At 55.1% G+C, this 24,547-nt stretch carries 27 protein-coding genes and 6 tRNA genes; 18 read left to right on the plus strand and 15 right to left on the minus strand.

Annotation, left to right across the window (positions count from 1 at the left end):
* Positions 1-19 precede the first annotated feature (19 nt).
* The 9 genes from gap (at position 20) to RBR60_RS11755 (ending at position 2,793) form a co-directional block, all read left to right on the plus strand.
* Entirely contained in the window at positions 20-1,027 is a 1,008-nt protein-coding gene (gap, locus tag RBR60_RS11715; RefSeq protein WP_320357023.1) for a type I glyceraldehyde-3-phosphate dehydrogenase, read from the plus strand.
* Between the two features lie 93 nt (positions 1,028-1,120).
* Positions 1,121-1,888 (plus strand): triose-phosphate isomerase, encoded by a 768-nt coding sequence (gene tpiA / locus RBR60_RS11720; protein WP_320356970.1) that lies wholly within the window; start codon positions 1,121-1,123, stop codon positions 1,886-1,888.
* Complete coding sequence (gene secG / locus RBR60_RS11725) at positions 1,885-2,184, plus strand: preprotein translocase subunit SecG (RefSeq protein ID WP_320356972.1); 300 nt, start codon at positions 1,885-1,887, stop codon at positions 2,182-2,184. Before tpiA ends, secG begins: the two co-directional genes overlap by 4 nt.
* 9 nt (positions 2,185-2,193) lie before the next feature.
* Positions 2,194-2,278 (plus strand) — tRNA-Leu (locus RBR60_RS11730).
* A 37-nt stretch (positions 2,279-2,315) separates the two neighbouring features.
* Positions 2,316-2,400: transfer RNA gene (locus RBR60_RS11735), tRNA-Tyr, on the plus strand.
* Positions 2,401-2,405: 5 nt separating this feature from the next.
* Positions 2,406-2,483: transfer RNA gene (locus tag RBR60_RS11740), tRNA-Glu, on the plus strand.
* Between the two features lie 11 nt (positions 2,484-2,494).
* Positions 2,495-2,579: transfer RNA gene (locus RBR60_RS11745), tRNA-Leu, on the plus strand.
* A 45-nt stretch (positions 2,580-2,624) separates the two neighbouring features.
* A tRNA-Tyr gene (locus tag RBR60_RS11750) sits at positions 2,625-2,709 on the plus strand.
* Positions 2,710-2,715: 6 nt separating this feature from the next.
* A tRNA-Glu gene (locus RBR60_RS11755) sits at positions 2,716-2,793 on the plus strand.
* A 145-nt stretch (positions 2,794-2,938) separates the two neighbouring features.
* On the opposite strand, the gene RBR60_RS11760 is transcribed toward RBR60_RS11755, so the two are convergent.
* Positions 2,939-3,598 (minus strand): GntR family transcriptional regulator, encoded by a 660-nt coding sequence (locus tag RBR60_RS11760; protein ID WP_320356974.1) that lies wholly within the window; start codon positions 3,596-3,598, stop codon positions 2,939-2,941.
* A 28-nt stretch (positions 3,599-3,626) separates the two neighbouring features.
* Positions 3,627-5,510 carry a class I adenylate cyclase gene (locus RBR60_RS11765; protein ID WP_320356976.1) on the minus strand — a complete coding sequence of 628 codons (1,884 nt, stop codon included), beginning with the start codon at positions 5,508-5,510 and terminating at the stop codon, positions 3,627-3,629.
* Between the two features lie 71 nt (positions 5,511-5,581).
* Here RBR60_RS11765 and RBR60_RS11770 point away from each other — a divergent pair, with 71 nt between their 5' ends.
* Positions 5,582-5,848 carry a hypothetical protein gene (locus RBR60_RS11770; RefSeq protein WP_320356978.1) on the plus strand — a complete coding sequence of 89 codons (267 nt, stop codon included), beginning with the start codon at positions 5,582-5,584 and terminating at the stop codon, positions 5,846-5,848.
* A gap of 17 nt (positions 5,849-5,865) precedes the next feature.
* Here RBR60_RS11770 and thyX read toward each other — a convergent pair whose 3' ends face one another.
* From thyX to RBR60_RS11810, 8 genes are all read right to left on the minus strand, one after another.
* Positions 5,866-7,257, minus strand: coding sequence for an FAD-dependent thymidylate synthase (gene thyX, locus RBR60_RS11775; RefSeq protein ID WP_320356980.1), 1,392 nt, complete (start codon positions 7,255-7,257; stop codon positions 5,866-5,868).
* 12 nt (positions 7,258-7,269) lie between these two features.
* Entirely contained in the window at positions 7,270-8,118 is an 849-nt protein-coding gene (gene hisG, locus RBR60_RS11780) for an ATP phosphoribosyltransferase (protein WP_320356982.1), read from the minus strand.
* Between the two features lie 29 nt (positions 8,119-8,147).
* The gene (locus RBR60_RS11785) at positions 8,148-8,417 is read right to left on the minus strand and encodes a phosphoribosyl-ATP diphosphatase (RefSeq protein ID WP_413815466.1); all 270 of its coding nucleotides are present in this window, start codon (positions 8,415-8,417) and stop codon (positions 8,148-8,150) included.
* Between the two features lie 8 nt (positions 8,418-8,425).
* The gene (locus RBR60_RS11790) at positions 8,426-9,250 is read right to left on the minus strand and encodes a rhodanese-like domain-containing protein (protein ID WP_320356987.1); all 825 of its coding nucleotides are present in this window, start codon (positions 9,248-9,250) and stop codon (positions 8,426-8,428) included.
* 18 nt (positions 9,251-9,268) lie between these two features.
* Positions 9,269-9,913, minus strand: coding sequence for an HAD family phosphatase (locus RBR60_RS11795; protein WP_320356989.1), 645 nt, complete (start codon positions 9,911-9,913; stop codon positions 9,269-9,271).
* A 20-nt stretch (positions 9,914-9,933) separates the two neighbouring features.
* Entirely contained in the window at positions 9,934-10,332 is a 399-nt protein-coding gene (locus RBR60_RS11800; RefSeq protein WP_320356991.1) for a hypothetical protein, read from the minus strand.
* Positions 10,333-10,476: 144 nt separating this feature from the next.
* Positions 10,477-11,001 carry a 3-isopropylmalate dehydratase small subunit gene (gene leuD / locus RBR60_RS11805; RefSeq protein ID WP_320356993.1) on the minus strand — a complete coding sequence of 175 codons (525 nt, stop codon included), beginning with the start codon at positions 10,999-11,001 and terminating at the stop codon, positions 10,477-10,479.
* A complete protein-coding gene (locus tag RBR60_RS11810) occupies positions 10,998-12,299 on the minus strand; it encodes a 3-isopropylmalate dehydratase large subunit (protein ID WP_320356995.1) in 1,302 nt (433 codons plus the stop codon). The genes leuD and RBR60_RS11810 overlap by 4 nt, the downstream gene beginning before the upstream one ends.
* Positions 12,300-12,483: 184 nt before the next feature.
* Between RBR60_RS11810 and RBR60_RS11815 the strand changes: the two genes are divergently transcribed.
* The 3 genes from RBR60_RS11815 (at position 12,484) to RBR60_RS11825 (ending at position 14,742) form a co-directional block, all read left to right on the plus strand.
* The gene (locus RBR60_RS11815; RefSeq protein ID WP_320356997.1) at positions 12,484-13,404 is read left to right on the plus strand and encodes a dihydroorotate dehydrogenase; all 921 of its coding nucleotides are present in this window, start codon (positions 12,484-12,486) and stop codon (positions 13,402-13,404) included.
* 123 nt (positions 13,405-13,527) lie between these two features.
* Positions 13,528-14,034, plus strand: a complete 507-nt coding sequence (locus RBR60_RS11820; RefSeq protein ID WP_320356999.1) for a DUF2147 domain-containing protein — start codon at positions 13,528-13,530, stop codon at positions 14,032-14,034.
* A 147-nt stretch (positions 14,035-14,181) separates the two neighbouring features.
* The gene (locus tag RBR60_RS11825; RefSeq protein ID WP_320357001.1) at positions 14,182-14,742 is read left to right on the plus strand and encodes a chalcone isomerase family protein; all 561 of its coding nucleotides are present in this window, start codon (positions 14,182-14,184) and stop codon (positions 14,740-14,742) included.
* 69 nt (positions 14,743-14,811) lie between these two features.
* On the opposite strand, the gene RBR60_RS11830 is transcribed toward RBR60_RS11825, so the two are convergent.
* The 5 genes from RBR60_RS11830 to RBR60_RS11850 all read right to left on the minus strand — a co-directional run bounded on the left by RBR60_RS11830 (position 14,812) and on the right by RBR60_RS11850 (position 20,142).
* Positions 14,812-15,036 carry a hypothetical protein gene (locus RBR60_RS11830; protein ID WP_320357003.1) on the minus strand — a complete coding sequence of 75 codons (225 nt, stop codon included), beginning with the start codon at positions 15,034-15,036 and terminating at the stop codon, positions 14,812-14,814.
* Between the two features lie 51 nt (positions 15,037-15,087).
* A complete protein-coding gene (gene tsaA, locus RBR60_RS11835) occupies positions 15,088-15,570 on the minus strand; it encodes a tRNA (N6-threonylcarbamoyladenosine(37)-N6)-methyltransferase TrmO (protein ID WP_320357005.1) in 483 nt (160 codons plus the stop codon).
* 30 nt (positions 15,571-15,600) lie between these two features.
* The gene (locus tag RBR60_RS11840) at positions 15,601-17,511 is read right to left on the minus strand and encodes a long-chain fatty acid--CoA ligase (RefSeq protein ID WP_320357007.1); all 1,911 of its coding nucleotides are present in this window, start codon (positions 17,509-17,511) and stop codon (positions 15,601-15,603) included.
* 231 nt (positions 17,512-17,742) lie between these two features.
* Positions 17,743-18,291 carry a nitroreductase family protein gene (locus RBR60_RS11845; RefSeq protein ID WP_320357009.1) on the minus strand — a complete coding sequence of 183 codons (549 nt, stop codon included), beginning with the start codon at positions 18,289-18,291 and terminating at the stop codon, positions 17,743-17,745.
* 180 nt (positions 18,292-18,471) lie between these two features.
* Positions 18,472-20,142, minus strand: coding sequence for a diguanylate cyclase (locus tag RBR60_RS11850; protein WP_320357012.1), 1,671 nt, complete (start codon positions 20,140-20,142; stop codon positions 18,472-18,474).
* 462 nt (positions 20,143-20,604) lie between these two features.
* Here RBR60_RS11850 and RBR60_RS11855 point away from each other — a divergent pair, with 462 nt between their 5' ends.
* The 5 genes from RBR60_RS11855 to RBR60_RS11875 form a co-directional block, all read left to right on the plus strand.
* Positions 20,605-21,141, plus strand: a complete 537-nt coding sequence (locus tag RBR60_RS11855) for a hypothetical protein (protein ID WP_320357014.1) — start codon at positions 20,605-20,607, stop codon at positions 21,139-21,141.
* A 249-nt stretch (positions 21,142-21,390) separates the two neighbouring features.
* Positions 21,391-22,341 carry a GGDEF domain-containing protein gene (locus RBR60_RS11860; protein ID WP_320357016.1) on the plus strand — a complete coding sequence of 317 codons (951 nt, stop codon included), beginning with the start codon at positions 21,391-21,393 and terminating at the stop codon, positions 22,339-22,341.
* A 57-nt stretch (positions 22,342-22,398) separates the two neighbouring features.
* Positions 22,399-23,457 carry a hypothetical protein gene (locus tag RBR60_RS11865; protein ID WP_320357018.1) on the plus strand — a complete coding sequence of 353 codons (1,059 nt, stop codon included), beginning with the start codon at positions 22,399-22,401 and terminating at the stop codon, positions 23,455-23,457.
* The gene (locus RBR60_RS11870) at positions 23,454-24,314 is read left to right on the plus strand and encodes an STAS domain-containing protein (RefSeq protein WP_320357020.1); all 861 of its coding nucleotides are present in this window, start codon (positions 23,454-23,456) and stop codon (positions 24,312-24,314) included. Before RBR60_RS11865 ends, RBR60_RS11870 begins: the two co-directional genes overlap by 4 nt.
* A 3-nt stretch (positions 24,315-24,317) precedes the next feature.
* Positions 24,318-24,547, plus strand: a 230-nt coding sequence (locus RBR60_RS11875) for a hypothetical protein (protein ID WP_320357021.1), incomplete at its 3' end; no start/stop codon positions are given.

Raw genomic sequence — 24,547 nt, forward strand, 5'->3', positions numbered from 1 at the left:
AAACCTTGAAGGAGGAACCATGACCATCAAAGTCGCCATCAACGGCCTGGGACGCATCGGCCGCGTGGTATTCCGCTGCGCTCTGCAGCATCCGGAAATCGAGATTGCCGCCATCAACGACCTCGGAGCCCCGGAAACCATGGCCCATCTGCTCAGCTACGATTCCGTACACGGCAGGCTCAACGCCCAGATCGAAGCCAAGCCAGACGCCATTGTGGTCAATGGCCGCAGCATTCCCTTCTTTGCCAAAAAAGATCCCGCAGAACTGCCCTGGAAGGATCTTGGCATTGACATCGCAGCAGAATGCACCGGCGTTTTTGTGGACAGGGAAAAGGCCCAGACCCACCTTCAGGCGGGGGCCAAGCGGGTGATTATTTCCGCGCCGGGTAAAAACCCCGACGCCACCTTTGTCATGGGTGTTAATGAAGAAACCTTTGATCCTGAAAAACACTTCATCGTTTCCAACGCCTCCTGCACCACCAACTGCCTTGCTCCGGTGGCCAAGGTGCTCATGGAGAATTTCGGTATCCGCCAGGGCCTCATGACCACCATTCACTCCTATACGGGGGACCAGCGCATTCTGGATTTTCCCCATAAGGATCTGCGCCGGGCCAGAGCCGCAGGACTTTCCATGGTTCCCACCACCACGGGCGCGGCCAAGGCCGTGGGTCTTGTGCTTCCCAGCCTCCAGGGCAGGCTCAACGGCCTTTCCATCCGCGTTCCCACGCCCAACGTATCCATGATAGACCTTGTGGTGAACACAGAACGCAAAGGGCTTACCAAGGCAGACGTGAACGCCGCCCTCAAGGCCGCCAGCGAAGGGGCACTCAAGGGCATCCTGGGCTTTGAGGAAAAACCGCTGGTTTCCATGGACTTCAACGGCTGCCCCCTTTCCTCCATTGTGGATGCCCCCACAACGGAAACCATAGGAGAAGACATGGTGAAGGTGCTGGCCTGGTACGATAACGAAACCGGCTACTCCCAGCGCATGGTGGACCTTGCCGCCTTTATGGGAAAGCGGATCTGAACCCGCCCCAGACAAAAACAGTCACAGTCCCGCCATGGCCTTTTGCTCCTGACGGGACCTTTCAAACCAGCCTGGTGAAGGAAAGGCAGAACAATGAATCGGAAAAAACTCATTGTAGCCAACTGGAAAATGCATAAAACCCCGGAAGAAGCCACAAGGGACGCCAAAGCCATTGCCATGGCCCTGGGAGCCCTGCCTCCCCACGCGGACGTGGCCCTGGCACCTCCCTTCCCCGCCCTTGTCAGCACACACCAGAGCCTCGCCGGGACGCCCCTTCTTCTCGCCGCCCAGAACGCCCATACCGAGCCTCAAGGGGCCTTTACAGGCGAAACCTCGGCTCCCATGCTCAAGGCCTGCGGCTGTCGTTTTGTCATTACCGGACACTCCGAGCGTCGCCAGTATTGCGGCGAAACCGATACCCTGATCCAGGCCAAGCTTCAGGCCATTCTCCGCGAAGACATGTGCCCCATCCTGTGCATCGGAGAACGGGAGGAAGAAAGAAATACAAACCTCACCTTCAAAGTGCTTGACAAACAAGTCAGAGAAGCGGTAAAAGGCCTCTCCGTAACGGACGCAGATTTTCTGGTCCTTGCCTATGAGCCCGTATGGGCCATTGGAACCGGGAAAACCGCCAGTACGGATCAGGTTCAGGAAGTCCATGCCTTCTTACGGAAAACCCTGGCGGAAAGTCTTGAAAAAGACCTTGCCAAGCGCATTCGGATTCTGTATGGTGGCAGCGTCAAACCATCCAATATCAAGGAGTTAATGGAACTTCCCGATGTGGATGGAGCCCTTGTGGGTGGCGCAAGCCTGGATCCTGAAACCTTTGTATCCCTGATCAGAAACGGACTGTATTCATGACGGCACTGCTCGTTACGCTTCATATTGTTGTATGCCTTACCCTGATTGTGATCGTGCTTCTTCAGGCTGGCAAAGGCGCTGAAATGGGTGCTGCCTTTGGCAGTGGATCCAGCCAGGCTCTTCTTGGCGCTTCGGGCGGGCAGACTTTAATCGGTAAAATCACAACAGGCGTTGCCATTTTGTTCATGCTGACGTCCTTAAGTCTTGCCTGGATTTCCGGAAATAAAAAAGTGGGCTCCATTATGCCGGAGTCTGTGATCGTACAGCCGGTGGTACAGGAAAAAGCTTCTGAATAAGTTTTGTTTGCCGAAGTGGTGGAATTGGTAGACACGCTGTGTTGAGGGCGCAGTGGGGAGACCCGTGCCGGTTCAAATCCGGCCTTCGGTACCAAATAAGAATCGCTCTTTAAGATCTATCCTCAGTACCTGGTGGGGTTCCCGAGTGGTCAAAGGGAACAGACTGTAAATCTGTCGGCCAAGCCTTCGGAGGTTCAAATCCTCCCCCCACCACCATATGCGTCCCCATCGTCTAGCCCGGTCCAGGACACCGGCCTTTCACGCCGGCGACAGGGGTTCGAATCCCCTTGGGGACGCCAAAAAATCATGTGCCGAAGTGGTGGAATTGGTAGACACGCTGTGTTGAGGGCGCAGTGGGAAAACCCGTGCCGGTTCAAATCCGGCCTTCGGTACCATCTTATCTCTCCCCTTTGTTTTTACCTCCGAAAAATACATGCTGCGGTGGGGTTCCCGAGTGGTCAAAGGGAACAGACTGTAAATCTGTCGGCCAAGCCTTCGGAGGTTCAAATCCTCCCCCCACCACCATATTGCGTCCCCATCGTCTAGCCCGGTCCAGGACACCGGCCTTTCACGCCGGCGACAGGGGTTCGAATCCCCTTGGGGACGCCACTTCTTACCCAGTCTCATCCGCCCACGCCCCTGTTTTGCCGGATCCACATCCCCTGAAACCGTATCGTCGAATCTGATAAAAAAACCAAGACCTTTTCCTCGGACGCGGCGTCCAGGGCGCTCGCACCTTACCAGGCCCTTTTCCTTAAAGCTCTTCCATGATGGCCTGCTCTTCCCTGTTTCGGTTTTCTGCAAAAAACTTCAGATAGTCCATAAGATCCCGTGAGGCCTGGGCCGCCTGATGACAATCCCCTTCGGATACAGCCAGCAGAATTCTCTGGTAGAGAAGCGCTCCGTTCCTCGAATCTTCTGCTTCCTTATTCATAAACCAGAAGCGCCGGGAAAGACTCAGAAGCGGGGTCATGGCCTGGGCAAAAAAAAAGTTCTGCGTGGCTTCCACAAGGGTTTCGTGGATTTCACGCAGATAAACCAGGACTTCTGCATCATCGTCCACCCTTGCTGCCTCCAGAATGCCATCCCCCAGAGTCCGCATGCGTCGCTTCTGCATTTCCGTCGCCCGCATAGCCGCATGATGCACACAGGCCCCCTCAATGGCCCGCCGCACCTCAAGGATACGCAGCTGATCCTCCATGGTCAGGCAAGCCACCTGGATGCCCCTGCGGGGATGGATACAGACCATGCGATCATGGGCCAGACGTTGCAGGGCTTCCCGCACAGGGGTGCGCCCCAGCCCCAGCCACATGGCCAGCTGCTTTTCTGAATATAAACGTCCGGCCTCCAGCTCATTGAAAACGATCATTTTTTCAAGGCCTGCGCGGGCCAGCTCCGCAAGGGTCTTCTGCATCCTTCTTTCTCCGTCCATGAACCCCGGCCTATGCAGAGTCAGAGCCCAGGGAAAGGGCTGTGAACCGTTTGGTCCGCTCAATGATCTTTTCATAATAGGAAGCATTTCTCTGGAGATAATAATGCACCTCAAGGCCTGAATTTCCCAGCCTGTGCTGCCGCATGAAGGCGTTCAGCGTAAAGGGCGAATGGAACCTGCGCACGTAAAGCTCCCCCCAGGCATTGGCATAGATCACCGCAAGATCGTTGATATCTTTTTCATAAGGATTTTTTTCAAAGCTGATCACCACCAGCATTTTGGTAAAGCGTTCCGCCTTTAAAAAAACATCCGCATCCCTTTCCGTGACATCACAGGTGCCAAAGAGATCTTTGATTTTTTCAGAAAGATTGATGATTTCCTGCAAGGTGACGCTGGAAGTATTGGGTTCCATCCGCATGTGGGTCCGGACATAAAGACCGTTCCACACGCCAAAGGCCACAGCTTCCAGAATATCCGCATCCGCAAGCAGAGGCAGGGAGCGATCCGAACCCGAAAAAAGCGACCATCGTCCTTCACCCATCCACACAAATTCCAGGGATTGGAGATTAAAACCATACCCAGGCCGGGGAAGGTGCACCACCTTGTGTTCTTTTTTCTGATAAATGGCTGTGATTCTGCGGCCCAGCACCGTAAGGTCTCTGCGATCCATAAAGGAAGCCACACCGGAAGCACAACGCACAATATCCTCATAAAAACGGAACAGACGCAGCATCATGGCCTTTCCAAGGCGCATCTGCCGGGCCGCATCCCAGCTTTCAAAGGCTCCCAACTCAAACTGATCTTCCCGGGAAAGTCCCGCCATACGCACAAAACGCAGGGTCTGCTCCCTGCGTATGGGCCGCTTATGTTCAAAGGCTGTAAGGCCGCAACGCAGATAAAAGCACCGGGCAAGAAGCCGTCTCTCCTCTTCGGGAAGTTCTTTTCCATACTCCTGCAGGATCAGGGCCATGGAAAAATTCAGGGGATCCAGAAAAAAAGAGCCCTCTTTCAGCACCTCTTCCCGAAAACGATGACAAGGCAGGGCCTCTTCCGTTCTGTCGAGGTACATGCGCAAAAGGGTCATCTTGATCACAGATTTCAGAGGGCTGGTAAGGGATTTGTGCAGCTGCCAGAGGGCTGCACCAAAAAATTCCTGCACGGACACCCGCTCCAGGTTGCCAAGGTCCACCATATCCTCGGCAATCCGTCCCAGTTTCCAGATTCTTTCCCAGGTTTTCTCGTAGTCCAGGGTTTCCTCGCCATCCCAGCAGACCCACCAGAAAGGCGTCTTACCCATGAGTACGATGCAGGTGCGGTAGAATTCCTCTTTCAGCACGTTTTTCTGGGCTGACCCCGAACTTTCATCCAGCGCCCGACCAAAATCTCCCCTGCGAATGGCTTCCAGATCCGACAGAAAAAAATACACAGGGATGCGACAATGGATATCCAGCCAGTCTTTAATGATGTTGATCTTCTGCTGCAGGATCTTCCAGCCTTCCCTTCCGATCCGTCGGCTGTCACAGCAGATCCACACATCACAATCCGAATCCGGCGTCTGGGCCAGGGTGCCCACACTGCCGATGGAATACAGGCCATCAATGCAGTGGCCGGTTTTTCTCAGGAGAAAACGGGTCTCCCCAAGACCGAACATGGCCCGGAAGCGCCCTTCCCTCTTGCGGATCTCAGGGCAGCGATCAATGCCATGCACCCTGAAAGAGGAGTCCGTATGCTCAATGTATCCCGGAACCCGGGGATGGTTCACGCTGAGCATCCAGGGCAGAAGATAGAGAATCTGAAAGGCTTCCTTGGGCGCGCTTTCAAAAAACATCCGCTGACGCTCACGATTATAGCGCTGAAATTTATCCAGATTTTCCAGTATTTTTTTTTCTGTCAAGGAAAGTACGCTCCAGAATTCTTGCCATCCGATAAACAAGCGTTTAACTTGTGTTCAGGTTGAAAGCCTGAATGCTTCACAACTCTTCCGGTATGAACCCAAGGGATACACTGCCCCATAACCCCATGAAACAGAATCCGGTCAACTGCCATCGCTGCCGCCATTTTTATGTCACCTGGGATCCCCGCTTTCCCAATGGCTGCCGCGCCCTGAATTTCAAAACCCGTGAAATCCCCTCGATGGTGGTTCTGCGCAGTTCCGGAGAGCCCTGCCACTTCTACAACCCCAAAGATCCAGGCCCGAAAACCCCCAAAAAAAAGCCGCTTGTGGTTGCCTGAGAGTCTCTTCAGGCCCTTCATGGATGAGCAAGGGCCTTCACCTCCGCCATACGCCCGCAGGACATCTTTCCCTCGGGACATCGCCCCTGCACAAAGCAGCCCGGCCCTGAAGCCCTGAAAAGCCCCGGCGCCTCTGCCACAAGAAGAGAGCGCATCTTCCAGGCAATATCCCGGATTTCCCACTGGGCCCTAAAGCAGGTTCTCAGCTTCAGAAAATGAAAGAGCTGCCTTGCGTTCATGGTGGAAAAGACATCCACCGTATTTCCCGCAAGAAGAAGATAGACCCCGTCTTCGGCCACAAGACCCGCCTCTTCAAAATCCATGCGCAGCAGCGCACTCTCCGCCACGGCCCTGCCATAAATGTCCAGGGCTTCGGGATGGGAACACACCGTTTTCGGCAGCACTCCCCCCTGATGCACAGACCGGCTCAGATCCGGCACGCAGAGGCTCTGGATGCGGTGTCGGGTCAGATGGGTGAGCCCCGCAAGACTGATTGCGGGAATATGGAAGGTATAATTCACCTGTTCCAGCTCCCTTGGCCGCGCATCCTTGAGTACGGCGGCAAGAAGCGCTCCCACGAGACCGGGATTTTCCGATAAAAGACGCAAGGCTGAAGCAGGAGCAAGGCCTTCGGCCATGAGGGCTGCCATGGCCACTTTCTCCTCCCCTTTTTCCGTGGCAGACAGAAGCAAAACATCGCGCCCCCTGTTTTCCGCCCCACAAAGGCCAAGCCCCGCCACGATTTCAGCCCTTTTGTCCGAATACGCCCCCCCTCCCTTTTCAAGATCTCCGAAAACATCGGGCAGAATCTCCTGTACCTGGGCAAGGAGACTTTCGCCAAGGGCTGCAATTTCCGGATATCTCCGGCCCCGGCCATGGAGGCTTGTTCTCAGAAAATGGAGAAGCTCCCTTGCGTTCATGGTGCAGTAGATATGGCTTCTGAAACTGCAGGGAAGAAGAAAACGGGCATCTTCCTTGGGAATTCCCAGCTCCGTAAGCCTTGCGTAAGCAGAAAAGAGTGCGGCCATGTGGGTATCGTAGCGGGTTTCAAGGGCTTTTGTGTCCGCACCTTTTTTTTCAAAACGAAAAAGAGGCCGCATCCAGCCCATGCCCGCATAATTCACATAACGCCTGGATTTAACCGTATAGGCGGCCAGTCGGAACTCAATGAGATACTGCTCAAAAAAAACGGACACATTTTCAAAGGCAAGGTTGAACACCGCATGTTCCGCAATGGACTGATGCCCAAGGCCCATGACATTGCGGATCAGCCCGCCGATGTTCTCCCGACGGGTCTCCGCATAAACAGCCCGTGCAGCCCCCTCCTTTGTGGAAATCCGGGCCGCAGCCGCGCAGATACGCTCCGGCTCCGGGGTGTGGCTGAGAACCAGAACCCTGGCTTCTTCCATGAAAATACTCCTTTAAATCCGGCAGGTGCGGATATCCATCACCATGATGCCCCGTGCACCGATGGCCGTGAGGGCATCCATGATGGCGTTCACCTCTTTTTTCTTTGCCATGGCCTTCACCGCCACCCAGCCCTTTTTACTCAAAGGCGATACGGTGGGCGACTCAATGCCCGGCGTAATGCGGCAGGCCTCGTCCAGAAGACGCTCTTCCACGTCATACTCCACAATCACATAATCCCTTGCCACCACAATGCCCCGCAGACGCTCCACAAAGGTCTTCACCAGGGGATTTTCAAGAACCGCCTCATCCCGGCCCACCAGCACGGCCTCGCTTTCAAGAATGGTGCCTCCCACGATTTTAAGACCTGCATCTTTAAGGGTTTTTCCGGTCTGCACCACATCGGCAATAACATCGGAAACACCAAGGCGGATGGAAATCTCCACAGCCCCATCGAGCTGGATAATTTCCGCATCCACTCCCCTGGCCGCCAGATCCCTCGCCACCAGGGTGGCGTAACTTGTGGCAATGCGGCAGCCCTGAAGACTTTCCGGCGTGATGGGGCTGTCTTCGGGAACGGCGTAGCAGAAGCGGGATTTTCCGAAATGAAGGGGCAGAATTTCCACAAGGTGAGCACCTGAATCCATCACCAGATCCCGGCCCGTGAGCCCTAAGGCCAGAATGCCCTTGCGCACATAAACGGCGATGTCTTTAGGTCTTAAAAAGAAAAAATCAATGCCGTTTTCCACATCCGAAATCATCAGCTCCTTACCCATGCGGCGGCACTTGTAGCCCGCCTCCTGCACAAGCCGCATGCTGTCTTCGGCCAGGGTTCCCTTGTTGGGCAATGCAATCTGCAACATGGCGTATCCTTATCAAAAATAGGGAGATATCAAAGGTATTGGTAAACATCTTCCAGGGTGAGGTCGCAGGCCAGCATCATGACCTGCACATGGTAAAGAAGCTGGGAAATCTCCTCTGCGGTCTTTTCCCGTCCCTCGTATTCGGCGGCCATCCAGACCTCTCCGGCCTCCTCAAGGATTTTTTTGCCGATAAAATGTTTTCCCTTCTTTAAGGCCGCCACCGTGCCGGAGTCGGGATTTCCCGTTTTGGCCTTTTCCTTCAGTTCCGCAAACAGCTCTTCAAAACGCTTCATATCCAAAAATTCCTTTATTGCACGGCTCCGCACAGCCCGAAAGCTTCGGCCAACCGTTCCATATGGGATTTTTCCGCCTGAGCCAGGGCAAAAAAGGCTCTCCTTTCCTCCCCTTCGGAAGCTTCCCCCATATTTCTGTACAGATCATAGGCCATGAGCTCAAGCCCTAAAGCCCGTTCCAGAACCTCTTCACAGGCACCTTCCGAAAGGGCTTCCATCTCCCCCAGAAGATCGCCCAGAGCCTCACCGCTTTCCGTAAATTCCGCATCCAGCTTTTCATAGAGGGTTTCAAAGGTCTCTTTTTTCTCCATGAAACGCCAGAGAATCCGGGCATGGCCCACCTCGTCCCCTGCCATTTTCCCAAGAAGCCCCCCTAAAGGCCCCTTTTCCCAGCGCCGGGCCAGAAAACCATAAAAAAGCTCTGCCCCCTTTTCCAGGGCCATGGCCCGCTCCAGGGCGCTGCCATGGCGTTTCGGGCCATAAAAAAGGGAAAGATCCGGCGGCGAAACCGCAAGGCCTGCTTCCCAGGCGGCAATACCCCCTGTCATGCTCATAATGGGGATCTCTTCCCCAAGAACATCCCGACCCATGAGGGCCGCCGCCTCGGAGCGCACCCCCCTCGCACAGTAGAAAATCAGCTCCCGCCCCGGCTCCCGCAGAAGCGCTGCGATCTTTTCCGGAACCTCCCGCAGGGGAAGATGCAGGGCTCCGGGAATATGCTCTCTGGCATACTCTTCCTCTTCCCGCACATCCACCAGAAGATACCCGCCCTCCCGGTGGGTTTTCATATAATCTGCCACCTCATCCGGCCACATCCGCTCAAAGGCTTTTTTTCCCATGCAAAGGGCTCCTTTCGCTCAGGGTGTAAAAAGGGCAAAGGGAAAACGGGCCTGCATCTCTCTCTGAAAAACGTCTTCCTCCTGATACCAGAGGGCATCCATGCCCAAGGCCAGCGCCCGATCCACATGGGGCTTATGATCATCCACAAACAGGGCCTTGTGAGCAGGGGTTTTCATGGTCTCCAGCACCTGGATGAAAAAGGCGGGCTCCTTTTTGGTCATACCCGCATCATAGGAGTTGAATACCCGGTCAAAATAACAGAAAAATCCCTCCTTTGCATCCATCTCCTTCAGCCAGTGGGTCTGATCACTGAGGATGGCCGTACGGATTCCCTTTTCCCGAAGCCTTGAGGCAAGGGCCAGCATGGAAGGCCTCAGCACAAAACGCGCCTTCACAAAATCCGTGAGAAAAGCGTCTTCTCCCCCAATGCCCGTGGCCTCGCGGAAGGCCTGCCAGAAAGTATCCTCCCGGATACGACCTAAGGTAAATCCTGTGGCATAAACCAGATCAAAGGCTGTGCGTTTAACACCCTCTGGATCCTTGCCAGCACCAAGGGCCAGATCCACCATGGCCGTCTTGAAACCCTCCTGGGCAATCACGCCGCCAAAGTCCAGGAACACCAGTTCGGGACAGGCCTTTTCCGGATTCTTCATTGGATGCATCCTCATTTTTCCTGATCTTTTTATCCATGCATCCAGAGATCCAGCACAATGGCAAGACAGGAAAGCACAAAGATAAAAAGATAATTGATGTTCTCGCGGGATTTTCGGATGGAATGAACAAGGTACAGGAGCGCTTTGCGGTCTTCTTCTCCCAAAGGCTCCCTGCCTTCAAGTTTTTCCGCCAGCCCGAAGGTGGTGATGACCTTTCGCCGTTTGCGGGAGATGTAAAAACGGAAACCGAAAAAAAGCACATACCCCAGAACCCCCGCATACCAGACCGGCCGGAACCACTGGGGCTGCCAGCTGGTAAACACAATGAGGATACGGAACATGAAAGCGGAAAAAAGCCCCAGCACAAAAAAACCGTCCACAACGGCCATGGGCAGTGTCCCGGGAACCTGGGGCCTCGTTTCTGTCATAAACCCTCCTGAAATACCAGCCATGTACCAGAAAGCAGGAGATGGCGCAATGCCAGAGCTCCTGCTCGTCACCGGACAAAGACACTTAAAGCTCCGGAAGGTTTTGGCTTCCTGGCGCTACAGGCGTCCTGATCTTACCGGGAATCAGTAATTGCGATCCGCAAAATCCACCCAGCCTCCGGCCATGACCAGACTGCGGTCAAAATCGGAAATGGCAAAGGGAACCTCAAGGCTCTCCCCCGCTGCCGTGAAGGTGAAAAGGTTTTTCGCAAGATCCACGGTCACATGGGTTTCCTTTCCCGCAAAACGGGCAAAGAGGGTATCCAGGGTGGCAGCGGGCAGTTCCACGGCCATCATGCCGCAGTTGAACATGTTCTGCCGGAAAATCCGAGCAAAACTTTCCGCAATGATGAGCCGGATGCCGTTCACCTCAAAGGCCCAGGGTGCATGTTCTCTGGAGGAACCGCAGCCGAAATTGGCCCTTGAGATCACAACGGAGGCCCCTGCAAAGCCTGTCTTCGGATCAAAGCCCTCCATCTTGAGGTCTTCCATGAGGTAGGGCTTCAGGGCTTCCTTGGTGATTTCCGTGAGATAGCGCGCCGGAATGATCTCATCCGTATTGATGTCGGAGCGATCCAGAAAGGCCACCTTGCCGTCAAAGGATATCATGCACGCACCTCCCTGGCCGTAAAGAGTTCAGAATTGGCAATGCTGCCCGCAAGGGCCGTGGCTGCGGCCGTGGCCGGGCTCATGAGATGCACCATGCCGCCCTTGCCCATGCGGCCGTTGAAATTCCGGTTGGTGGTGGCCGCACAGACCTCGCCTTCGGCCAACACCCCGTTGCTCATGCCAAGACAGGCGCCGCAGGTGGGGTTGGTGACGCAGAAACCCGCATCCATGAAAATCTGGATAATCCCTTCGGCCAAAGCCATGCGATAGACCTCAGGTGTTGCCGGAGACACCACACCCCGCACCGTGTCCGCAATGCGACGCCCCTTCAGGACGGAGGCCGCCACCCGGAGATCTTCGATGCGGCCGTTGGTACAGGAACCGATGTACACCTGATCCACGGGCGCTCCTGCCAACTCGGAAACGGGCTTCACCTGATCGGGCTTGTAGCCGAAGGTGAGCATGGGCGTCAGGGTGGACACATCAAGGGTCATCACCCCGTCATAGGCGGCATCCGCATCGGAAATCCAGCGGGAGAAATCCGCAAGTGCCGCTTCCTTGGAAGCGTAGTCCTTCTCAATGAAAGGCCAGAGGTAGTCCACCGTAACGGCATCGGGAGAACAGACCCCACAGGTGCCACCCGCCTCAATGGCCATGTTGCAAAGGGTCATGCGGGATTCCATGGACATGGCTTCAACGACAGGGCCTGTGAACTCAATCACCTTGTTGGTGGCCCCGTTCACTCCGAGCCTGCCGATGAGGGCCAGAATCACATCCTTGGCATAGACCCCTTCGGGCAGGCTTCCCGTTACTTCCACCTTCAGGGTTTTGGGGGCCTTGAAGGCGCAGACGCCCTTTAAAATCCCCACTTCAAGATCCGTGGTGCCGACACCTGCGGCAAAGGCTCCGAAAGCGCCGTGGGTGCAGGTATGGGAGTCGCCCATGATAATGGTGTATCCCGGACGCACAAAGCCCTTTTCCGGAAACAGGGCATGACAGACCCCGTTGCGGCCGATATCAAAGAAATCCCGGATGCCGTGACGTCTTGCCCAGTCCCGGATGATCTTGCCCTGCTCTGCGGTCTTGGAATCCTTGGCAGGTGTCACATGGTCAATGACAGCCTTGATTTTTGAGGGATCAAAGACCCGATCCTTGCCTCTGGCCACAAGATCGTTGATGGCCACAGGGGTGGTGATCTCATGGCAGAAGACCGCATCCAGGCGGATAACCTGGATGTCTCCTGCGGGATTGTCCACCCGGTGGGCATCAAATATCTTTTCCGTAATGGTTCTGCCCATAGTTTCTCCTTGGGTCAAAATAATTTGGGTCAAAAAAATCTGATGGATGTGCGGGGAGGCTTCCTTCCTGCGCCATTCATTCTTGCCATTTCTCCCCCCGTCCGTCTATAAACGAGACGCCTGCCCATGGCAAGGCCCGGATTCTCCCCCTTCCCCAACCCATGTTTCCTTGAAGGATAAAGCCATGCAGCCCGATCTTCGTGTACGCATCGCAGGACTGGAACTGAAAAACCCCGTACTCACCGCATCCGGCACCTTTGGTTACGGCCTGGAGTACGCCGAAGCCACCGATCTTTCCCGCATCGGAGCCATCATTGTAAAAGGTCTTTCCCTTCTGCCCTCCCAGGGCAACCCCGAACCCAGGGTGGTGGAGACCGCAGCCGGACTGCTCAATGCCGTGGGCCTCGAAAATATCGGCGTGGAGGCCTTTCTGGAACATAAACTCCCGCGCTTGAAAGCCTGGGGAACGCCCGTCATCGCCAACCTCTACGGCAAAAGCGAGGACGACTACCAGAAGCTTGCCCTGCGCCTTGAAAATGAACCGGACATCAAAGCTCTGGAGCTTAACATCTCCTGCCCCAATGTGAAAGCCGGAGGTCTTGCCTTTGGCACCGATCCTTCTGCCGCAGCAAAACTTACGGAAACCGTGCGCAGGGTCAGCACCAAGCCCCTCATCGTGAAACTTTCTCCCAATGTCACGGATATCAAGGTGATCGCCCGCAGCGTGGAAGCCGCAGGGGCCGATGCCTTAAGCCTCATCAATACCCTCACGGGCATGAGCATTGACGTAAAAACCCGAAAACCCCGCCTGGCTAACATCACCGGCGGACTCTCAGGCCCTGCCATCAAGCCCGTGGCCCTGCGCATGGTCTGGGAGACGGCCTCCTGCGTAAAAATTCCCATCATCGGCTTAGGAGGCATCATGAACGCAGAAGATGCCATTGAATTCATCCTCGCAGGGGCCAGCGCCGTGGCCGTGGGAACGGCCAATTTCATTGATCCGAAAACCACAATCAAAATTGCAGACGGCATTGCGGACTACATGCGCCGAAATGCCTTCCTCTCCCTGGAAGCCCTGAGGGGCAGCCTCCTCCCGCCTGTGTGAGTGCAAGATTAAGCCTTGCCATTTGGATATTCCTGTTGTAAACAATGTTTCCTAATCAATCGGAATCCTATGCGGAACATATTCCCAAGACCTTTGTGTCTTCCCCTGCCAAGGAGGCTTTCCATGGGAAAAAAAATTATCCTGCTTCAGATCCTTGTTTTCTTTTGCCTTATCCTTTCCGCTTCGGCCCAGTCCCTGCCCGATCCCACAGGCCTCTGGCAGACCGAAGGCGGCAAGTCCATTGTGGAAATCATCTCCCTTCCTGAGACCAAAACCTGGGCCGCCCACATCGTATGGCTGAAAGATTCCGTAGACAAAGAGGGCAATCCCCTCTATGACGTCCTCAATCCGGATCCCAAAAAAAGGGAAAACGCCGTCATGGGCCTCACCATTGCCTGGGGCTTTAAGGTCGGCAAGGACAATGCATGGAAAGACGGCCAGGTCTATGATCCTGAAACAGGCAAAACCTACAAGGCCCAGGCCCGAATGAAAGACGGAGAACTGGAACTCAGAGGCTATATCGGCATCCCGGCCTTAGGTCGCAGCACGTCCTGGGTCCAGGTTTCCCACCTGCCCAGCGTGGCATCGGAAAAGGGCAAGGATCTTTCCTGGAACGGGAACAAACAGTGAAGCGATACACAGAGGATTCTCCCCATCCCGGCAGAACCCGACACCCTGTATATATTTTCAGGATTCCTTAAAAAAACAAGTTTCCGGACAAACCTTCCGGATCCCATAAACTTTCCTAACCCTATACATTTCACGAAGGAGTATCCCATGAAAAAAATGCTCATGCTTCTCATCGCAGCCTGCCTTCTCGCCCTCCCGGCCATGGCGACCCAGAAAGTCGGCAGCGTGGACCTTCCCCTGCGTATTACCGTGGATGGCGAAGACCTTGCCCTGAACGGCGCAGGCATACGCAAAAGAGCCTTTATGAACCTCTATGTGGGTGCTCTCTATGTGCAGCAGAAAAACAACAACGCCGGAGCGATCATTCAGGCAGACGCGCCCATGGCCATCCGCCTGCACATCACCTCCGGCATGATCACCCGCGAAAGAATGCTTGACGCCATCAATGAAGGTTTTACTGCGGCAACGGGCGGCAAAACGGACTCCATCAAGTCTCAGATCGACGCCCTCAACGCCTGCTTTCATGATGAAATCAAAGAAGGGGACACCATTGAACTGGCCTATGCCCCTGCGACGGGCGTGACCATGCGTAAAAACGGCGAATCCCGGGGAAACATTGAAGGCCTTGATTTCAAAAAAGCCCTCTTTGCCATCTGGCTGGGCGATAAACCCGCAGACAGTGGGCTGAAAAAAGCCATGCTGAACTAAACACACCGCCCCCTTGCCCTTTTCGGACAAAGGGGGCGAAATCCCAACCCAAAGTAACCCGTCCTTCCCTCAGGACGCCCGCCGCCTCTGCACAGCCAGGCGAGCCATCAGGGCCATCTCCACTGCTTCCCGCCACTCCCCTGGCCCCAGGCCAAAACGATCGCAGATCTTAAGGTCCGGATCCCCGTTCAGAAAAGAACGAAGCTCCCGCAGGGTGCAGACGTCATAATAATGGGATGCCGGGCCATCGTCCCGGAGAAAGGCCGAAGGAAGGGCATCCGGCCATGTTTTCATGCATATCTGTAAATCCGCTGCGGAATCCGCATATCGCATCGGGGTCTCCCATCATACAAAACGGTCATCGGAACGCATAGCCACCACCGCCTCTCTGTTCTGCTGCATCCAGCCGGAGCGCACCTTCTCCCTGTGATCAAAGGCAGGGATATAGGGTTTGATATCCAGAAGGGGCGTACCATCCAGGACATCAATGCCCCGAACATGCAACTCTCCCCCCTCCACGGACAAAAGCTCCACAATGGAAAGGCCCAGATGGGAAGGACGCAGGGGTGAACGGGTAGCGAAAACTCCCCGCGCTTTGCTGTCCATATAGGGAATCACCCGCATTTCCGTACGCTCCGCCCGATGAAAGGCATAGATAAGGTAGATGTGGCTGAACCCATCCAGATCCTGAAGACCTTCCACATAGGCAGGAAAAATCCGTACCCGCCCCTGGATTTCCCCAGCGCCGGGGGGTTGTATGGGCATATTCTCCAATGTTTTGAAGGGAGAATGGATGATTCCTATGGGAGACAATGCCACATTTTCCATGGTTCCTCCGTTTAAACCCAAGTTCTGATTTCAGCAGCGGGGCCCCTTGGCATAGGCTTTTTCAATGCTGTCCCGGTAACGGGCGATCACCACATCCCTGCGTGCTTTCAGCGTAGGCGTCAGTTCCCCCCTTTCTATGGAAAGGGGCTCATGAAGTAAAACAAAATTTCTGATTTTTTCAAAATTCTGCAATTTTTCATTCACCGCAGCAATTTCAATTTCCACCATGGTCACAAGCTCCGGTATCCGAACAAAATCCGGATAGACCGTAAGACCTCCGTCCGCAGTCTCCTTCACCGCATGGGTGTCAAAGGGAACGCCATGCTTCTGAAAAATACGGATAAAGGCTCTGAAATTCGGCTGGACCAGCACCATGGCAAAGGGTCTGTCATCTCCCACAGGGACCACCCTTTCAATGTAAGGACTCAAGGTAAAAAGGGATTCCAGTTTTGCGGAAGCCACGCGCTGCCCCGTATTCAGCATGAGAAGCCCCTTTTTACGGTCCACCACACGCAGATACCCTCCATCCAGCAGCTCCACCACATCCCCTGTGCAATAAAATCCATCCGGAGTGAAAACCCTGCGGGTCTCCTCGGGCCGCCCCCAGTATTCTTTAAAAAGAAAAGGTCCCTTTACCAGAAGCTCCCCATCCTCTGCGATCCTGTATTCAACGCCCTTGGAAAAAACTCCCACCGATCCGGGTCTTACCGCTTCAACGGGATTCAGGGCCACGGTGTTACAGGTTTCTGTCGCGCCATAGCCTTCAAGAATCCGTATGCCCGCACAGAGGTAGAGGCGGCAAAGTTTTTCCGGAAGCACCCCGGCAGCGGAAAAAACAAAACGCAACCGCCCGCCAAGGCGCTTGCGCAGCTTACGGAAAACAAAAAAATCCACCAGCCCATAGGAAAATCTGTGCCGCCAGCCCGCGCCCTGGGTCCAGGCGCGCCCTTCCCTCACGTCCACCCGTCCCTGTGAGTCCATGACACGATCCAAAAGCCAAAGCCCCTTTTTTTCCGCCATGCGAAAAAGAAAATGCTGCCAGGATCCTTTCAGGGTTGCCCTGACCCTGGCGTATATCTGGGCATAGGTGGATGGTACACCCATGAGGTAGGTGGGTTGAAAAAGACGCAGATCTTCCCCCAGGGTCTGGGCGGAGCCATAGGCAATGGGAATGGCTGCAAACATGGCCGTGCCGTGCCCGCACTGACGCTCAAAACTGTGGGAAAGGGGCAGAAAGGACAAAAGACAATCCCTTTCTTCCAGCAGAGGAACCGCACAAAGATCCCGGATGCAGGCCGATGTCACGGAACCGTGGGTGTGCAGCACCCCCTTGGGTTGTCCAGTGGTTCCGGAGGTATAGATCAGGGTCATGGGGTCATCGGGCTGCACGCCACGCCAGCGCTGGCCATACAAGAGCGGGGAGGAATTGAAAAAACGCCGTCCATCTTCCCGCAGGGCCTCCAGACTGCACAGGCAGGGATGGTCAGGCAGGTCCAGATTCTGCGATCCCATCCACACAATGGCCTTAAGGGTATGGGTCCCTGAGGCCAGAATGCTTTTCAAGGCTGCCTTCCCGCAGACAAAAACGATACGGGATCCGGAATCCCGGATCTGTTCTCCCATATCATAAGCCCCGAGGGAGGGATGGATGGCCACGGTAATGGCTCCGGTACACAAAATGGCATAATCCGCCCACATCCATTGGGGAACTGTGGGGGCGGCAATGGCCACCCGATCCCCCTTTTCCACACCCATGGACAAAAGACCGCCCGCAATCTCCCGCACCACATCCCCAAGACCCCCATAGGAAAGCCTTGCAATACCGCCCTTTTCATCCCGCCACAACTGGGCGGGGCGATCGGGAAAACGAAGACAGTTGCGATGCAGAAGCTCCGGAAAGGTCTGACGGGTAAGGTACCATTTTTCCGCCTGCCGGTGCATATCCATTCCTCCTTACGCCACACGCTCCCCCAGGTTTTAAGCGTATGGATTCTCCAAATGGTGATGGTTTTGCAAAAAAAGCGGACTCAGGAATCCGGACTGGAAAAAACAGAAGAGAAGCAATCAGGCAAGCGGGCTTTGTGCGGATCTATCCAACCATGGAGGCTTCACGGAAAACTCATGCAAAACCCCAGCACCGGCGCGCGGTTTCCGGTGATGGGGTCTCTCATTTTACTGCCCGTAACGCTCTTTGTGACAGAAGGAGGCAACAGGTTTCCGGTCCGGCGCTTTGGGCGTCCTTTCCGGGTAACCCAGTGGAATCATGCTCACCACCTGCACCGTGTCCGGAACTTCCAGAATTTCTGCGGCCTTCTGGTGATCAAAAAGTCCTACCACAACCGTTCCGAGTCCGAGATCGTGGGCCACCAGACAAAGACTCTGGGTCGCAATACCCAGATCATAGAGCATCCAGTCATCAAAGAGGGTGGAGGCCTTGCCGTCATAATAACCGCTTGCCGCCTTCTTACCGCAGAGAACCAGCAAAACAGGGGAGGCAACGAGGGCTTTGGTCGCCGGATTCTTGGGTCCCAGCGTTTCCTGGAGACGCAGGCGGGTTTCCGGATCTTTCACCACAATCACCTCCCAGCACTGGGTATTGGCCCAGGACTGGGACCACTGCACCGCTTCCAGAATTTTTTCAAGGGCCTCTTCCGGTACAAGGCGGTCTTCATACTTGCGGATACTGCGGCGGGTCTTCAGAAAATTGAGGACTTCAGACATGTTCTACTCCTTTGTCAATTAGGAATACACAATTCCCCGCGTGGCTTTCTCCCCCGAGAAACCGTGTTTATCAGGCCACATGCATCTGTCTTTGTCAAACAAGAAAACCACACCTTCCGCGCATGCCCCACCCCTCGCTACCCTTCCCGATTCCATACGGAATCCCCCGCCTTCAGGCCTTCAGACTTCCGAAGGCAGGGTTCTTGCCGCAAAAACCCGGTTTCTTCCCGCAAGCTTTGCCGCATACATGGCTTTGTCCGCCTCCAGGATCAGCGACTGCGGCGTATCGCCATCTCCGGGATAGGTTGCCACCCCCAGAGACATGGTCACCTTCAGAGAGGCCATGCCCGCCCCCACAAGGGGAGCGTTTTCCACCTCCTTACGCAGAGTCTCAGCCCGCTTAAAAACCGAATCTGCGGAAAGTCCGGGCATTAAAAGCAGAAATTCTTCGCCTCCAAATCGGCAGGCCACATCCTCAGCCCGCACATCCATTTTCAGGATGTCTGCAAGCTGTTTGAGCACGGCATCGCCGATTTCATGCCCATAGGTGTCATTAAAGTTCTTGAAATGATCCACATCCATGAGCACCACGGACAGGGGCAACCCCTCTCTCCGCACACGAGCCAGCTCGCGCAGGAAGGTTTCTTCCATGTATCTGCGGTTATAAAGCCCGGTCAGAGGATCCGTTACCGCTTCCCTGCGAAGGCGATCCACCAGGTGCAACGTGGTGAGACTGGCCGTAAGATGGCCGGCCACACTCCCGGCCAGGGCTCTGCGCGCCGCCTGCTTACGACCGTAAAGGTCTGCCATTTGCCGCAGACGGATCCGCAGTATGGCCGGAGCGCCCTCCCTGGGACGGATGGGGATGCACAGTTCCTCACATCCGTCCACACCTGCGCTGCACACCTCCATGCGGTCATTTCCCGCCTTTTTACGGGGGCATTGCTCGCCCATGCAGATGGCCACATCCGGGCGATTCCGGCCCCAGCCATCCATCACCGTCATCCGGCCTGCGGGGTTCAGGAAAGCCAGCACCCCGGCATCCGAAGGAAAAATCTGCTGGCAGGTCCGAAGCACAAAGGTCGCCGCCTCCTCCACATTCCTGGCATTCTGCAGAGATTCCGCCAGGCGGTTCAGTTGGGTGATCTCAAGGGTCCGCCTCTCCAAAGAGCGTACACTGCTGCGCAGGGCCGTGTTCATAGACTCCAGAACAGAAGTCCGGGTTTTCACCTTTTCTTCCAGCCTGGCCTTGTGCATGGCCAGAACCCGCTGCCGCCGCCGCGCTTCGCCTATCCATTGGGTGTTGTTGCGGATCTGTATGGCCACCAGGGCTTTTCGCGTTCTGTCGGAACGTTCCAGGGCCTCTGCCATCTCATTGAAAGCCCGGCCTGCTCCTTCCAGGGCATCCAACCCCGCCTCCCCAACCCGACAGGAAAAATTGCCATTGCGGACCTTTTGCATACCCTGTGCCAGAACCTGGGCCGCTTCCAGAAAACGTCGTCTTTCCATGGAAACCCCCAGAAAAAGGAGAACCCCGCCAAAACAGGCAAGGCTGAAGGTCCCGCCAGCCAGAAGGAAGAGGATTCCATGCAAAGGCTCTCTTGCATAAAAGTCTGTATTTTCATGCCATTTGCCATGGATACCCGAGGGAAAGGATCTTTCCGGATTTTCCATCACAAAGGAGAATCTCTGGGCATGAATCCCCGAAGGGCCAGGGGCAAAGGCATGCCCCGCCTCCCAAAGGCGCATCAGCCCCAATCCCGAAAGGAGGAAAAAGGCCACCAGAAAAAAAAGGGAAAAACAAACCATGAGAAAACGAAAAAAAATCCTGTGTCTGGGCTTTTCTTTCATTGTTTCTTTCCATGCAAACAAAAAACCAGCCATCCTGCCCTTGGCCCCAGGCCATGACGGAATTCAACCAATTGAATGTTTTGTTTTTTTTATGGATCCTCAATCCATGCCTTCGGGCAGACTTTAAAAAAATAATACCCGCAAGCATGGGAACACAGGGCCAGACGATACCGGAGAAGATTCTTTTTATAGCACCCTTAAGAGGAGGAATGCAAAAAACATGCATCCCCTCCCACTCCGCCCTTGCCTTCCCTGCAAAGCCCCCCCTTTCCCTGCCCCATTTTTTTTTATTTCATTCCCCTCACGCCCAGAAAGGGACTCCCTGGATGAAGAAATTTTTCCGAATCCGGACAAAAAATGTCTTTTTTTGCCCATTTCGGACACCTCCGTTTTGTGATATGCAGGCATCTTAAGTTTATGGTTCTGTCCTGCCCCTCATCTCCAGAATAAGGATGCTTAACCATGCGACACCCCCTTTTCTTCCTCCTCCTGTTCTGCGCCATGACACTGCCATCCGGCGCCAACGACCTTTTTCTCACTCCCTTGCACGGTAAAAGCGGAGGCACAGCGGATACCTGGCTTGTCATCCAGGACGCCCCCAACCGCCTTGAGGATTTCTCCTTTGTTCTCTCCTTTGAGCCTTCCGTTCTGTCCTTTGACCGTATTCTGGAGACCCCACACACTGGCTGGGGCTGGCAGGTGACCCAGACCGAACTTTCCGCAAAGGATGGAAAAAATCGCATCCGCATCCGTTTCATTGCGGATCATACGGACCGCACCCTTGCAAAGGATCGGGACTATCTGCTCTGCCGCCTGCGTTTTTCCGTACAGAGAAACCGCACTTCCTTCCTCGGCCTGGAAGATACCGAGGGCGACATGAAAAACTGGCGCATGGCTGGGGCCAGTTTCTTTCACACAGAACAAAGCACCCCCCAGGACAACACGGACACCACAGCCCATATCAGCTGCTTTGTGAACACCCTGACCTTCACACCCTGAGCCGGGTTTTCCGGAAAAACCCGCAGTTCTGCCCAAAAATCCCCTCTGGGGCAGGCAGGGAAAAGACACCCCCGCCTGCCCCAGAACTCCGGCAAGAAATCCTTTCCTCCTTGTCCGGGCTTCAATATTTTTGACTTTTATGCAGCTTTTGTTATCGTAGGGAAAAAAATCATATTGCAGACAAGGGATTTCCCTCCCTCACGCAGGCCAACGGAATTTCATTGCGTTTTTTCCTTACCGAAAGACACCATGCACTGTCTTTTTTCCTTTTCCATCCTTGTGGAGCCCGATATCCAGAGACTTTCCGGTCTTCTCCTGGAGGCCCTTCGCCGTCTGGACGCCCCCGTCTTTGCCTCGGCCACCCGAATTCCCGCCCTGAATCAACACCTGCGGGAAGCCCTCTGTCATGCCAAGGACGCCCTGGATGTCCGCCTGATTCTGGAAGGAAAAAAGCTGAGCCTCCGGTGGTCATCCGAGACCTTCCCCCTGGCCTCCGTCACCCGTTCCGAACCTTTCCTTCTCGAACAGATCCACAAAGAACTTCAAGATCAGATCCGCACCCAGAACCCCGAGCTCCTGCGCCTCCAGAATGAAAGCATCCGCCAGAAGCTGACCCGGGCACAAAGGGACGCCCAGGAAGAAATCCGGAATATCGAACATCAGCTCATACACCGGAAAAAAGAGCTGGACCTTTACATCAAAAAAGCGGAAACGGACAGCCTCACAGGTATTCTGAACCGGGGAGCCTATGATCGCATCCTGCATGAAACCCTTCGTGAGCTCGCCCGAAACCCCAAACCCTTTTCCCTGATTTTTCTGGATCTGGATTATTTCAAGGAAGTCAACGACACCTTTGGTCATGGCTATGGAGATGAGGTGCTGCGCTCCATGGCCATGGCCATGCGCGCCACCATACGCGAAGGACAGGACAAAGCCTGCCGCATCGGAGGCGACGAGTTTGCCATCCTCCTTGGGGCGGACATGCAGCAGGCGGAACGGATCAGTAAAATCATTCTTTCGGACATGGATCAGAAGGTGAGCATCGGCATTGCCGCCCATCAGGAGGGCGACACCCCGGAAAGCCTTGCCCGCAAGGCGGATCAGGCCCTTTATTATGCCAAGGAAAACGGACGGGGTCAGATTGCCCTTGCCTCCCTCACAGAAACGGCATCCGATCTCCACTGCCACATCTGCAGATGAGATGGCCCACAAGGACCCAGCCTCCCTTTCGGCTCTGGATCATGAAGGATCTCTTGCATGCGCCTGATCACCCAGCAGCTCATGATGGATAAAAACAGCCCCATGGTGATACGCTCGCGCCTGCGGGCTGTCACCCAGCGCATGGGCTTTCATGAGGTGCAGCGGGAACGTATCCAGATTGCGGCCAGCGAACTGATGTCCAATCAGATCAAATTCGCCACAGGCGCAGGGCTTTTCCAGGTATGGGAGCATCTGTCGCCCATCCCCGCTCTGGATCTTTTTGCCTTGGATTTCGGTCCTGGCATTTCCGACCTTTCCCAGGCCCTCACAGACGGTTTTTCCACGGCTCAGACCTTAGGCCGTGGTCTGGGATCCATTGGCAGGGCTGCGGACATCTTTGACATCTACACCCGAACCCGAACCCCAGGCCCAGGCCCCAATGTCTGGTACGGCACAGCCGCATGGGCTCGTTTCATCCCCGGAGACCAGGCCTCCTTCCGACACCCGAGAGGGCTCCGGACAGGCCGGTTTCTGCGGGCTCTGAAAGATGATCTTTTCAACGGCGACAGCATCCGGGAAACAAGCAGCGCCCGCTTTCTCAACTGGATTCACTTAGATGGCCTCGGCCATGGCAAAAATGCAGCGGAAACTGCGGAAAGCCTTTACAATATTCCCACCCCAGGATCCGATCCCGCAGAACTGCTTGCAACCCTGAATCTGCGTCTGGCAGGGGGAAGGGGCGCCATGGGACTGGCCGTGTGTCTGGATATCCAGGCTCGCAAAGCTCTGTATGCGGGGCTCGGAGACCTGGCCCTGCGGTGCTACGGTTCTGAAAAACCCCTCAAACCCCAGTTCCCCGGCGGCGTTCTCGGTCGGGGCGGCGGAACGCCTGGGGCAGGTTTTTTTAACCTTGAAGACAATACCCTGATCTGCTCAAGTTCGGACGGCATTGTCCTCAATCCTGATATCGGTGATTTTCCCGGTCTCAGAAACTGTCATCCCCAGCTCACCGCCCTCTTCATGGGCAATATTCTGGGGCGGGATCATGACGACAAAAGTCTTTTCATCGCGCATTTTCACCATAACACCCCTGCACCCCCAAGGAGTTTTCCATGAAACTGGACTACAACCACATCGGTCCTGCGGTCTTAAACAGCATTGATATGAGTACCATTGCCGATAAAATTGCGGAATTTGCCGACGAAACCCTGGCCCATCACCGTTTTCTCAATGAAAATGAAATCCGGGACTACACCTTCGAATTCATTGACCTCTTCACAACCATCCTTAAAAAAGGTCTTATTTCCGGCAAAGACCCCGCCTACCAGACCCTGGGCCGCCTCATGATGGAAGTACACGGTAAAATCCAGATGCGTGGCGGAAGTGCGGAATCCTTTTTCCGTCTCATCCAGTTCATTCAGTCCCAGTTTCTCGAATCCCTGCTGGAACAGGTAGCGTCCTCGGAAGAGGTCCGTCAGATGCTTCTCTACCTCATCCGTCTTTTCAACAAACTGGTCATGGACACCTTCCGTCTTTATCAGCTGGAACGGGAAAGCGCCGTGCAGGCCCAGCAGGACGAACTGATGGCTGTGGCCACACCCATCACGGAAATCTGGGATGGGGTGCTTTCCCTGCCCATCATCGGCACTCTGGACTCCAGCCGGGCCATGGATCTCATGGAAAAGCTCCTTGTGCGCATTGAAGAGGTCCGGGCCAGGGTCATCATCCTGGATCTTACCGGCGTTTCCACCATTGACACCCAGGTGATGCACCACCTCATCCAGGTCATCCGCGCCTCCGGTCTCATGGGAGCCAGGGCCATTCTCACGGGCATACGGCCTTCCATCGCCCGCTCCCTGGCCACCCTCAACATTCATATGGGCGATATCCAGACCCGCGCCACCCTGTCCGAAGGTCTCAAGGAAGCCTTTCTCTTTCTGGGCATTCAGGTCCGCAGGGTACAGGCGGACTAGGCCATGGCAAAGGGTATCCACATCACCCCCATCGGTGCGGGCAGAGTGCTTCTGGAGCCGGACATGGCCCTGGATCCCTCCAGCCCGGAAATCCTCATTCCGGAAATTCTCCATGCGCTGCAACAGAAAAACGCCCGGATTCTTTTTTATGACCTAAGCCGTATTCCCATCATCGACACCCTGTATTATGATTGGCTCTGCCTGTTGGCCAGAGCCTGCGCGGCTGCGGCCAT

The organism is Desulfobotulus sp., assembly GCF_034006065.1.
Classification (GTDB): Bacteria; Desulfobacterota; Desulfobacteria; order Desulfobacterales; family ASO4-4; genus Desulfobotulus.

Excerpts from the sequence above, each read along its gene's own strand:
- RBR60_RS11810 (WP_320356995.1), bottom strand. The coding sequence starts at position 12,299 with ATGGGCAGAACCATTACGGAAAAGATATTTGATGCCCACCGGGTGGAC.
- RBR60_RS11790 (WP_320356987.1), bottom strand. The coding sequence starts at position 9,250 with ATGGGAAAAAAAGCCTTTGAGCGGATGTGGCCGGATGAGGTGGCAGAT.
- tpiA (WP_320356970.1), top strand. The coding sequence starts at position 1,121 with ATGAATCGGAAAAAACTCATTGTAGCCAACTGGAAAATGCATAAAACC.
- RBR60_RS11855 (WP_320357014.1), top strand. The coding sequence starts at position 20,605 with ATGCGACACCCCCTTTTCTTCCTCCTCCTGTTCTGCGCCATGACACTG.
- RBR60_RS11815 (WP_320356997.1), top strand. The coding sequence starts at position 12,484 with ATGCAGCCCGATCTTCGTGTACGCATCGCAGGACTGGAACTGAAAAAC.
- RBR60_RS11825 (WP_320357001.1), top strand. The coding sequence starts at position 14,182 with ATGAAAAAAATGCTCATGCTTCTCATCGCAGCCTGCCTTCTCGCCCTC.
- RBR60_RS11850 (WP_320357012.1), bottom strand. The coding sequence starts at position 20,142 with ATGAAAGAAAAGCCCAGACACAGGATTTTTTTTCGTTTTCTCATGGTT.
- RBR60_RS11760 (WP_320356974.1), bottom strand. The coding sequence starts at position 3,598 with ATGCAGAAGACCCTTGCGGAGCTGGCCCGCGCAGGCCTTGAAAAAATG.
- RBR60_RS11865 (WP_320357018.1), top strand. The coding sequence starts at position 22,399 with ATGCGCCTGATCACCCAGCAGCTCATGATGGATAAAAACAGCCCCATG.
- RBR60_RS11800 (WP_320356991.1), bottom strand. The coding sequence starts at position 10,332 with ATGACAGAAACGAGGCCCCAGGTTCCCGGGACACTGCCCATGGCCGTT.
- RBR60_RS11845 (WP_320357009.1), bottom strand. The coding sequence starts at position 18,291 with ATGTCTGAAGTCCTCAATTTTCTGAAGACCCGCCGCAGTATCCGCAAG.
- secG (WP_320356972.1), top strand. The coding sequence starts at position 1,885 with ATGACGGCACTGCTCGTTACGCTTCATATTGTTGTATGCCTTACCCTG.
- thyX (WP_320356980.1), bottom strand. The coding sequence starts at position 7,257 with ATGGAAGAAGCCAGGGTTCTGGTTCTCAGCCACACCCCGGAGCCGGAG.
- RBR60_RS11795 (WP_320356989.1), bottom strand. The coding sequence starts at position 9,913 with ATGCATCCAATGAAGAATCCGGAAAAGGCCTGTCCCGAACTGGTGTTC.
- RBR60_RS11820 (WP_320356999.1), top strand. The coding sequence starts at position 13,528 with ATGGGAAAAAAAATTATCCTGCTTCAGATCCTTGTTTTCTTTTGCCTT.
- RBR60_RS11830 (WP_320357003.1), bottom strand. The coding sequence starts at position 15,036 with ATGAAAACATGGCCGGATGCCCTTCCTTCGGCCTTTCTCCGGGACGAT.
- RBR60_RS11840 (WP_320357007.1), bottom strand. The coding sequence starts at position 17,511 with ATGCACCGGCAGGCGGAAAAATGGTACCTTACCCGTCAGACCTTTCCG.
- tsaA (WP_320357005.1), bottom strand. The coding sequence starts at position 15,570 with ATGGAAAATGTGGCATTGTCTCCCATAGGAATCATCCATTCTCCCTTC.
- RBR60_RS11770 (WP_320356978.1), top strand. The coding sequence starts at position 5,582 with ATGCTTCACAACTCTTCCGGTATGAACCCAAGGGATACACTGCCCCAT.
- hisG (WP_320356982.1), bottom strand. The coding sequence starts at position 8,118 with ATGTTGCAGATTGCATTGCCCAACAAGGGAACCCTGGCCGAAGACAGC.
- leuD (WP_320356993.1), bottom strand. The coding sequence starts at position 11,001 with ATGATATCCTTTGACGGCAAGGTGGCCTTTCTGGATCGCTCCGACATC.
- RBR60_RS11860 (WP_320357016.1), top strand. The coding sequence starts at position 21,391 with ATGCACTGTCTTTTTTCCTTTTCCATCCTTGTGGAGCCCGATATCCAG.
- gap (WP_320357023.1), top strand. The coding sequence starts at position 20 with ATGACCATCAAAGTCGCCATCAACGGCCTGGGACGCATCGGCCGCGTG.
- RBR60_RS11870 (WP_320357020.1), top strand. The coding sequence starts at position 23,454 with ATGAAACTGGACTACAACCACATCGGTCCTGCGGTCTTAAACAGCATT.